The 9,638-nt window shown below is 40.5% G+C and carries 10 protein-coding genes; 1 reads left to right on the forward strand and 9 read right to left on the reverse strand.

Features of this window, described 5'->3' with window-relative positions; translation table 11 throughout:
- Nucleotides 1–5 precede the first annotated feature (5 nt).
- The 3 genes from FPQ13_RS10585 to FPQ13_RS10595 form a co-directional block, all read right to left on the reverse strand.
- Nucleotides 6–824 (reverse strand): sulfite exporter TauE/SafE family protein, encoded by an 819-nt coding sequence (locus tag FPQ13_RS10585; protein ID WP_144089299.1) that lies wholly within the window; start codon nucleotides 822–824, stop codon nucleotides 6–8.
- Nucleotides 825–1,173: 349 nt separating this feature from the next.
- A complete protein-coding gene (locus FPQ13_RS10590) occupies nucleotides 1,174–1,653 on the reverse strand; it encodes an NO-inducible flavohemoprotein (protein ID WP_144089300.1) in 480 nt (159 codons plus the stop codon).
- Nucleotides 1,654–1,864: 211 nt separating this feature from the next.
- Complete coding sequence (locus FPQ13_RS10595) at nucleotides 1,865–2,854, reverse strand: LLM class flavin-dependent oxidoreductase (protein ID WP_144089301.1); 990 nt, start codon at nucleotides 2,852–2,854, stop codon at nucleotides 1,865–1,867.
- 163 nt (nucleotides 2,855–3,017) lie between these two features.
- Between FPQ13_RS10595 and FPQ13_RS10600 the strand changes: the two genes are divergently transcribed.
- The gene (locus FPQ13_RS10600; RefSeq protein WP_144089302.1) at nucleotides 3,018–3,323 is read left to right on the forward strand and encodes a DUF3219 family protein; all 306 of its coding nucleotides are present in this window, start codon (nucleotides 3,018–3,020) and stop codon (nucleotides 3,321–3,323) included.
- 48 nt (nucleotides 3,324–3,371) lie between these two features.
- On the opposite strand, the gene FPQ13_RS10605 is transcribed toward FPQ13_RS10600, so the two are convergent.
- From FPQ13_RS10605 to sufC, 6 genes are all read right to left on the reverse strand, one after another.
- On the reverse strand, nucleotides 3,372–3,662 hold the full coding sequence (locus FPQ13_RS10605; protein ID WP_144089303.1) for a hypothetical protein: 291 nt from the start codon (nucleotides 3,660–3,662) through the stop codon (nucleotides 3,372–3,374).
- A 149-nt stretch (nucleotides 3,663–3,811) separates the two neighbouring features.
- The gene (gene sufB, locus FPQ13_RS10610) at nucleotides 3,812–5,209 is read right to left on the reverse strand and encodes a Fe-S cluster assembly protein SufB (RefSeq protein WP_144089304.1); all 1,398 of its coding nucleotides are present in this window, start codon (nucleotides 5,207–5,209) and stop codon (nucleotides 3,812–3,814) included.
- 51 nt (nucleotides 5,210–5,260) lie between these two features.
- Nucleotides 5,261–5,710: a Fe-S cluster assembly sulfur transfer protein SufU gene (gene sufU, locus FPQ13_RS10615; RefSeq protein WP_144089305.1), complete on the reverse strand. Its 450-nt coding sequence runs from the start codon at nucleotides 5,708–5,710 to the stop codon at nucleotides 5,261–5,263.
- Complete coding sequence (locus FPQ13_RS10620; RefSeq protein WP_144089306.1) at nucleotides 5,700–6,926, reverse strand: cysteine desulfurase; 1,227 nt, start codon at nucleotides 6,924–6,926, stop codon at nucleotides 5,700–5,702. Before FPQ13_RS10620 ends, sufU begins: the two co-directional genes overlap by 11 nt.
- On the reverse strand, nucleotides 6,926–8,233 hold the full coding sequence (gene sufD / locus FPQ13_RS10625; RefSeq protein ID WP_144089307.1) for a Fe-S cluster assembly protein SufD: 1,308 nt from the start codon (nucleotides 8,231–8,233) through the stop codon (nucleotides 6,926–6,928). Before sufD ends, FPQ13_RS10620 begins: the two co-directional genes overlap by 1 nt.
- 27 nt (nucleotides 8,234–8,260) lie before the next feature.
- Nucleotides 8,261–9,040: a Fe-S cluster assembly ATPase SufC gene (gene sufC / locus FPQ13_RS10630; protein WP_144089308.1), complete on the reverse strand. Its 780-nt coding sequence runs from the start codon at nucleotides 9,038–9,040 to the stop codon at nucleotides 8,261–8,263.
- Nucleotides 9,041–9,638: the final 598 nt, after the last annotated feature.

Genomic DNA, 9,638 nt, shown 5'->3' on the forward strand with positions numbered 1-9,638 from the left:
TCCAGCTATATAATTAATCGTATGCCTACAATGGTCATAATAATCCGTAAAATCCATTCAATTGTTTCGCTTCTTAAGTGCTGATTGACTCGCGCGCCTAATACTCCCCCGAGATACGATCCAGGAATGGCTGCGAGTGCGTATGTCCATATAATATGACCAGAAACGATATGAGCTGTTGATGATAGTAAACTCGAAAAGAAAATCATAAACATGGAAGTTGGTGCTGCAATGTGCGCCGGCATGCCAAATAGCAAAATCATTGCTGGAACCATCAATGACCCGCCACCGATGCCAAATAAGCCAGACAGCATTCCTACAGTAAAGCCGATCAAGACACCTACTATCACGGAAAATGAGTATTTCACCTCATAACCCGCGATTAAAAACTTCCGATGAATATGTGTCTTTTTCTCATGATTTTCATCATACTGGCGTTGAGGTAAATACTTTTTAATGAAAAAAAGCCCAACGATGACTAACATTAAAAAGCCTAATAACAATTCAAACAAACCGGATTGAATATATTGATTTAAGTAAACACCGAGCAAGGCACCAGGTAAATTGCCTGCCAAAAACAGTGAACCACTGACGATATCCACTCGTTTTCGCCTCATAAAGGCCAGTGCTGAAGATAACCCTGTAAAAACCATGACGACAAGAGAGATCCCTACGATGTTTTGGGGAGTCGCCCAAGAAAATTCGCTGCTCACTTGTGCCAAGAAAAGCATGGTGGGAACGAAAATCACACCACCGCCTAATCCGGCTATACTTCCGATGAATGCAGTGGTGACCCCTATCATAAACATAATCAAAAAAACCATCGAGCGAATTTCCCTTCTTAAATGCTAAACGCTTTGTTGGCATTCATTCTGTCGTTAATTTTGCATCTTCTTTAATTATATCGTTAATCAGGAGCGTTTCATAGTGTAGTAACTAGAGGAGATCTATACTGTTCATATACATTTCTTCCAAGCCTTCAATCTCTAGCCAGCATCAGTCAAGTAGTTAAAGACCGTACCCACGTATCTGATGATCATCATGAACTCTTACACATCAATCATTTTTAAGTCAGCATATTAACTTCAGAAAATGAACAACAATTATATAGAGTCCCCTCTCATTTTCTGTACGGGATGAGAGGGGACTGGCAGCCATATTTATATTTTATTTTTATTGTTGACCTTCTTCTGCACCTAAAATTGCAACAGGGTTAAATACTTCATATTTCACTTGCTCTTTAGGTACATTCCAACGATTCAATTGACCAACCATCGCTTCTAAGAATGGCATTGGCCCACAGAGGTAAAAGTCAGCATCATTCGTTGGTAAGATTGACTCTAACCAATCTAGATCAATATGACCTTCTTTATTATATCGCTTCTCTCTTTGGTCTTCGTCAGTCGGAGAGTCATAACAAACATAATAATCAACTTGCTCATTATTTTGTGCAAGGTTTGTCAATTGTTCTTTAAATGGTTGTATATTTCCATTGCGGCTTGAATGGATGAAAATAATTTTTCGATTTTTATCTTTTTCGGTATACGTATTTAACATGCTCATCATCGGTGTAATTCCGACTCCACCACTAATTAATACAAGCGGCTTGTCTAGTGGCTCGGCAACAAAGTCACCTGCTGGTTCATGTATCAAGTGATAAAAGGCCACTTATAAATGTAGATTTCCCTTTGCTTTGTTCAATAAACGAGGGAAAAATGTCTAATTCAGCGTGAACGTTCGAAAAGATGACCTTATGCTTGATTAGACAAATCCAATAAGAATTAGTACGCAGTTTTTTCAACAAAAATTATCGAATAAATTTTTAACATGTGTGATGAATAGGTACCCTGTTTATAAACGATTGTTAGAATAACTCTCTTGCCAATAAACGGTACACTTGCAATCGTTTCTCTTGTGAATGTTGAATACTACAAATCATCGCTTCATCAAATCCATATTGTTCTTGCTCAACTTGTAATTTCTCAGCAACTTCCTTCGCGGAACCGACAATGTGCAGTTTTCTGCTCTCTTCTATTTTCATTAGGTCCATTTCAGACAAGGGATAATCCTTTGCTTCTTCTGGTGTTAACAGTTGCCCCATTTTTCCTTGCATCAACCACAGTCGAGCGATGTCTTGTGGCTTTGCTTCAAACTCTGCTTCTTCTTTTGTTTCCGCTGCTGTCACTAAGTACGCAACATTAATTTCTGGTTTTTCCATAAAAGGCGATGGAATGAAGTTATCTCGATACATATTTAAAATTTCATTCGATAACTGCCCATTGAAAAATTGTGCGAATGAATACCCTACTCCTCTTCTTGCTGTTTCAAGCGCACTGTTCCCACTTGAACCGAGCATCCATGCTTCAGGTAATGTAACACCTCGAGGACTAGCAATCATCGCATATAACTTGTCCTCAGTCAGCTCGTCATTGATGAGCTGTAACGTATGGTCGAATTTTTCATACATATTATCTACTCTTGGTTGACGTCCTTCAGCTAATGCATACATCGACTGTGGATCTCCTCCAGGCGCACGTCCAACACCAAAGTCAATTCGACCTGGCGAAAATGCGCTTAATGTTTTGAACACTTCAGCCATTTTTAAAGGAGAGTAATGCATCATCATGACGCCACCTGTACCAATACGAATCTGTTTCGTTTTTGCAGCTAAACGTGCGGCAGTCACTTCTGGAGCAGAACTTGCAAATGCTCTCGTCCCATGATGCTCTGCCATCCACATCCGTGTATATCCTAAATCATCTGCTAATATAGCTAATTCTTCCGCTTTTTCAAGTGCACCGACAGCGGTATTTCCGCTCGTAATTGGCGCTTGATCTAATACGCTTAATTTCATTGATATACATCCTTTCACGCACTTTAATCATTGTCATGCAAATCTTATTCTATCACCCGTTCGTTCGCATAGAGAATAATCTGCTTAGCTAGAGCAATTGACTTGGGGTAAGAATGACTGACATGATATGATGTTTCCACATATTAGATGAGGTGATACAACGATGCAACAGACAGTTATATTAAATGATGATTTAAAATTAGAACCAACCAATCTTTCTACAGATGAAGTAATCGATCCAAAAATAGGGATAGAGCGCAAGACTTTAAGCATTGATTTCAAAGTGACGAGTGAAGACTATCATCGCGTGGCTACCTTTTTATATAAGAACGATTTCGACGTAAACGTTCCATCATTAAATTTACGATTCCAAGCATATATCCAAAAATACACGACTTCAGTTACGAATTTATATAAAGAAAACCAAATTGGTGATTATTCGTTAACGTTGATTGAAAAAATGGATTAAGCTCTAACTTTTCGTGCTCTAAAACTTAAAAACAACATGTACATAGCTTCAATGTGGATGCGCTTTGCCTTCAGTGTTATTGCGCGTTCCTTCAGTGTTTATTATCAATGCTTCAGTGTTACTGCGCGTTTCTTCAGTGTTAATTCTCGACGCATCAGTGTTATTGCACGCTCCTTCAGTGTTGATTCTCAATGCTTCAACATTATTTCGCGTTCCTTCAACATTAATTCTCGATGCTTCAACATTAATTCTCGACGCTTCAACATTATTTCGCGTTCCTTCAACATTAATTCTCAACGCTTCAACATTATTTCGCGTTCCTTCAACATTAATTCTCAATGCTTCAACATAAGCTTTTTAGCTCACATAAAAAAGACACTGAACTCGTCCAGTGCCTACTCAATCGTTATATAAAAACTAAGTATTTTTGGGTTGAAGAAATTAAATAATCCCCATCACAACAATTTGTGATGGGGATTGATTAAAACTTAACCAATAGATCCTTCCATTTCGAAGGAGATCAAGCGGTTCATTTCAACTGCATATTCCATTGGCAATTCTTTTGTGAATGGCTCAATGAAGCCCATGACGATCATTTCTGTCGCCTCTTCTTCACTCAAACCACGGCTCATCAAGTAGAAGAGTTGTTCTTCTGATACTTTAGAAACTTTCGCCTCGTGTTCCAAGGAAATGTTTTCATTCAACACTTCGTTATAAGGAATCGTATCCGATGTGGATTCATTATCCATAATCAACGTGTCACACTCGATGTTGGAGCGTGCGTTGTCAGCTTTTTTACCGAAGTGAACCAATCCAAGATACGTTACTTTACCACCTTGTTTGGAAATGGATTTCGAAACGATGGTTGATGACGTATTTGGTGCCAAGTGATACATTTTCGCTCCAGCGTGTTGGTGCTGACCTTTACCAGCTAATGCGATGGAAAGGGTCATACCGCGTGCGCCTTCGCCTTTCAACAGAATGGATGGGTATTTCATCGTCAACTTAGAGCCTAAGTTACCGTCAATCCACTCCATTGTACCGTTTGCTTCTGCTGTTGCTCTCTTCGTAACCAAGTTATAAACGTTATTTGCCCAGTTCTGAACAGTTGTGTAACGGCAGTACGCATCTTTTTTAACAAAGATTTCAACAACCGCACTGTGTAGGGAACTTGACGTATAAACAGGTGCTGTACAACCTTCAACATAGTGTACAGATGCACCTTCATCCACGATGATCAACGTACGTTCGAACTGACCCATATTTTCAGAGTTGATACGGAAGTACGCTTGTAGTGGTGTTTCCACCTTCGTGTTTTTCGGTACATAGATGAATGATCCACCAGACCATACAGCAGAGTTCAATGCTGAGAATTTGTTATCAGAAGCTGGGATCAATTTACCGAAATACTCACGGAATAAGTCCTCGTTTTCACGTAGAGCAGAGTCCGTATCTTTAAAGATAACGCCCATTTCTTCCAATTCTTTTTCCATGTTGTGATAAACAACTTCGGATTCGTACTGCGCAGAAACACCCGCTAGATATTTCTGTTCAGCTTCTGGGATACCCAGACGATCGAATGTTTGTTTAATCTCCTCAGGTACTTCATCCCAAGAACGCTCAGAGCGCTCGGATGGTTTGACGTAATACGTGATTTCGTCAAAGTCTAATTCGCCTAAGTCGCCACCCCACTGCGGCATTGGCTTACTATGAAATATTTCATATGCTTTCAAACGATACTCAAGCATCCACTCAGGTTCTTCTTTACGGGCAGAAATTTCACGAACTACCTCTTCAGTCAGACCACGTTCGGTACGGAAAATCGATACGTCGCGGTCACTAAAACCATACTTGTAATCGCCTACTTCAGGTGCTTTCTTAGCCATACTTCACCCTCCTTATAATGATTAAACAGTGAACCAGGCATAACAGCCTGACTACTGTTCCTCATCGACGCCTTTCTCCATGGCTTTCCATGCGAGCGTCGCACATTTAATTCTGGCTGGGAATTTCGCTACCCCTTGCAGGGCCTGAACATCTCCCATGTCATCCAGATTAAATTCCTTTTCATCTATATCCTTGCCCAACATCATTTCAGAGAATATCTCTGACATTTTGAGGGCATCTTCTACTGGTTTACCTGTTACAGTCTGCGTCATCATAGAAGCAGATGCCATGCTGATGGAACATCCTTCGCCTTCAAACTTAGCGTCTTGAACGATTCCATCTTCTACTTTCATCTGTAAATCGATTCGATCACCGCACGTTGGGTTGTTCATTTCAACGGTAATCGAACCTTCATCTTCTATTGTACCGCGATTTCGCGGATTTTTGTAGTGGTCCATGATGACTTGTCGATAGAGTGTATCTAGATTGTTAAAAGACATCTCCGAAATACTCCTTCGCTTTTTTTAATCCTTCGACAAGATGATCTACATCTTTCTTATCATTATACAGGTAAAAGCTCGCTCTTGCAGTTGCAGCGACTTCAAGTTCACGCATTAATGGCTGTGCACAATGGTGACCCGCTCGAACTGCAATGCCGAGTGAATCAAGCGCTGTCGCCAAGTCATGTGGATGGACACCTGCCAAATTGAACGTAACAAGACCAGCTCGTTCCTGCGCATCAGGCCCGTAGATTGTCATTCCATCAATCTCATTCATTTTTTCCATTGCATATTGAACAACGTCATGTTCATGCTTTTCAATCTCATCTAAACCGACATCATTTAAAAAGTCGATGGCAGCGGCAAGCCCGACTGCACCTGCGATAATCGGTGTTCCACCTTCGAATTTCCAAGGTAACTCTTTCCAAGTTGATTCATAAAGGTGAACAAAATCAATCATTTCACCGCCGAACTCGACTGGTTCCATATTTTCTAACAGCGATTGCTTGCCGTATAGTACACCAATTCCTGTAGGACCGATCATTTTATGACCCGAAAAGGCATAAAAATCAACATCCAAATCTTGCACGTCTACCTTCATATGTGGAACACTTTGCGCACCGTCAACTGCGATGACAGCTCCATGCTCATGTGCAATTTTGGCCATTTCCTTAATTGGATTGATTGTACCTAAAACGTTAGAAACATGTGTAACAGCAACAATTTTCGTTCGGTCGGTAACCGCTTCACGCACATCATCCAATGAGATCGTTCCATCTTCGTAAAGTGGAAGATACTTCAGTTTAGCGCCTGTTTCTTTCGCTACTTGCTGCCATGGAATGATGTTACTATGATGCTCCATTTTCGTCAGAACGATCTCATCGCCTTCAGACAAATTCTGTCTGCCGTAACTAGACGCAACAAGATTGATTGCAGTTGTTGTTCCACGAACGAATACAACTTCTTTAATGGATGATGCATTGATGAACTCTCTCACCTTGTCGCGTGCACCTTCATAATCTTCGGTAGCACGCGAACCTAGTGTATGAACACCTCGGTGAACGTTCGAGTTATTGCGTTCGTAATAATCATTAATCGCATCGATAACTACTTGAGGCTTCTGGGAAGTCGCAGCGCTATCGAGATAGACTAATGGATGACCATTAACTTCCTGTTCCAGTATTGGAAACTGCTTGCGAACTTCTGCCATATTCATTAGTATACTTTCCCTTCAATAACTTCTTTCAGTTGTTTTTGAACGGTTTCGATTGGGATTTCACGAACAACTGGATCTAAAAATCCGTGAATGATTAGACGCTCTGCATCTTCTTTCGAAATACCACGACTCATCATGTAGTATAACTGCATTGGATCTACGCGGCCTACGGAAGCAGCGTGCCCTGCGGTTACGTCGTCTTCATCAATCAATAAGATTGGGTTGGCATCACCACGTGCACCTTCATCTAACATTAAAATACGGGATTCTTGTTCAGCGTTTGCACGTGTTGCACCATGCTCGATTTTACCAATTCCATCGAAGTAAGCTGTTGATTGATCCTTCATGACACCGTGCTGAAGGATGTAACCATCAGAATCTTTACCCCAGTTGACAATCTTCGCTGTGAAGTTCTGTCTTTGTTTTCCGCGACCGACTGAAACGGATTTCGCGTTACAAATTGAGTTATCACCTTTTAGGTGGGTTGTATTTTCAGAAATCGTATTTCCGTCGTTCATTTGACCAAGTGCCCACTCAATGTTTGCATCACGGTCAGCAACTCCACGACGGTTTACGTAAGTTGTTGTTCCTTCTGCAAAGTTGTCGACAGCACCGTAAGAAACTTTTGCGTTTTGGTGAGCAAATACTTCGCTGACCAAATTGGCAACAGATTCTTTATTGGCATTCGCTGAGTAATAATTTTCTAAATAAGTGACTTCACTATTTTCTTCAGCTACTAATAAAACGTGGTTAATCATACCCGCTTCATCATCTTCTTGCCAAAAAACAACTTGGATTGGTTCGTCAACGACTACGTTTTTCGGAACATAGACGAATACACCACTGTTCATGAGTGCTGCATGACGTGCAGTCATTTTGTTTTCATCCACCGCAACGCCATCTTGCATGAAATACTTTTGTACAAGTTCACTATGTTCATTCATTGCAGTGAAAATATCTTCGAAAATAACGCCTTTGTCTTTCAAGTCTTGAGAAAGATTCGCGTAAGCAACATCGTTATTTCGAACGATAATCAAATTTTTAGTGCTTCCTTCTTCACCTAATAGGACACGGATTTGTTCAGGAAGTGTATCAAAGTCCTGGATAGGTTCACCAGCTACATCATGCTTGAAATTCGTGAAGTTCCAGTCAATAATCCGTGTTTTATTTGCTTTCGCCATTGGAAGATCTTCCGACTGACGTAAAGCTTCTAAACGAATATTACGGAACCATTCAGGTTCGTTTCGTTTCTGAGAATACTCAGTAATATATTGTTCATCGTATGGTAGTTTTGTATCTACTGCCATTATTCACCCTCCAATCTTTATGATCACTTACTGGCCTACAGTTTCGTCTTCGATGCCAAGCTCCTCTTTAATCCACTCATAACCTTCTGCTTCTAGGCGCTGAGCTAGCTCTGGTCCACCAGACTTCACAACGCGACCTTGCATCATAACATGTACATGGTCTGGTGTGATGTAGTTAAGTAGACGTTGATAGTGAGTGATAATTAAGCAACCGAAGTTTTCACTACGCATTTTGTTAATTCCTTCAGAAACAACTTTCAATGCGTCAATGTCTAGACCGGAGTCAATCTCGTCTAAAATCGCGATTGCTGGTTCCAACATCATTAACTGAAGAATTTCATTCCGCTTTTTCTCTCCACCGGAAAATCCATCGTTTAAATAACGCTGAGCCATATCTTTATCTATATCTAAGAAGTCCAAATTCTCATCCATTGTTTTAATGAACTGCATTAATGGAATTTCGTTGCCTTCTTCACGCTTCGCATTGATTGAAGAACGTAGAAAATCAGAGTTTGTGACACCGCTGATTTCACTTGGATATTGCATAGCCAAAAATAGACCGGCTTTCGCACGCTCGTCTACTTCCATTTCAAGAACATCTTCTCCATCTAAATGAATAGACCCTTTTGTCACTTCATATTTCGGGTGACCCATAATGGCACTCGCTAGTGTTGATTTACCTGTACCGTTTGGTCCCATTACTGCGTGGAATTCTCCACCCTTTATCGTTAGGTTAACCCCTTTCAGGATTTCGTTCCCTTCAATTTCGACATGCAGATCTTTAATCTCTAAAGTTGATCCAGCCATATCAATACCTCCATTTTCTATGATATATATTGGTCATTCCCAATCTATTCTCATTCTTATTTTATAACATTTATAATTTATTATCAACCTTACGCCGAAGAATGACCTTATTCGGCACAACCTCTATTATAGTAAAGATGCGGGGAATATTAAACTGAAACGACGTAAGTTATTGATTTTTCGTAAAATGTTGATTCCTTGGCATTGAAATTGTGGAGTTTGACTTTCATATAGGATGGATTTTTCATAGTGAGAATGAAAGGCTGAATGATGAGAATCAGAATTTTGCTTATATCGGACTTTCCGACTCGGTTTTTCAACCGCGCGGGGGTTAGTGGCCTTCTATAAACAAGATTCTAATATTGATCGGCTTTCGGGCTTGATAGGCGTTCTCTTCTCGATACCCAAATGACTGCTTGTGTTTCGCGAAATGTCATCGAGAACATGTCTCGATACCCAAATGAGTGCTTGCGCTTCGTGAAATGTCGTCGAGAACGTGTATCGATACTCAAATGAGTGCTTGCGCTTCGTGAAATGTCATCGAGCGCGTGTCTCGATACTCAAATGTGTGCTCGTGCTTCGTGATATGTCATCGAGC

It is taken from the genome of Allobacillus salarius (assembly GCF_007559425.1).
In the GTDB taxonomy this organism is placed as follows: domain Bacteria; phylum Bacillota; class Bacilli; order Bacillales; family Alkalibacillaceae; genus Allobacillus; species Allobacillus salarius.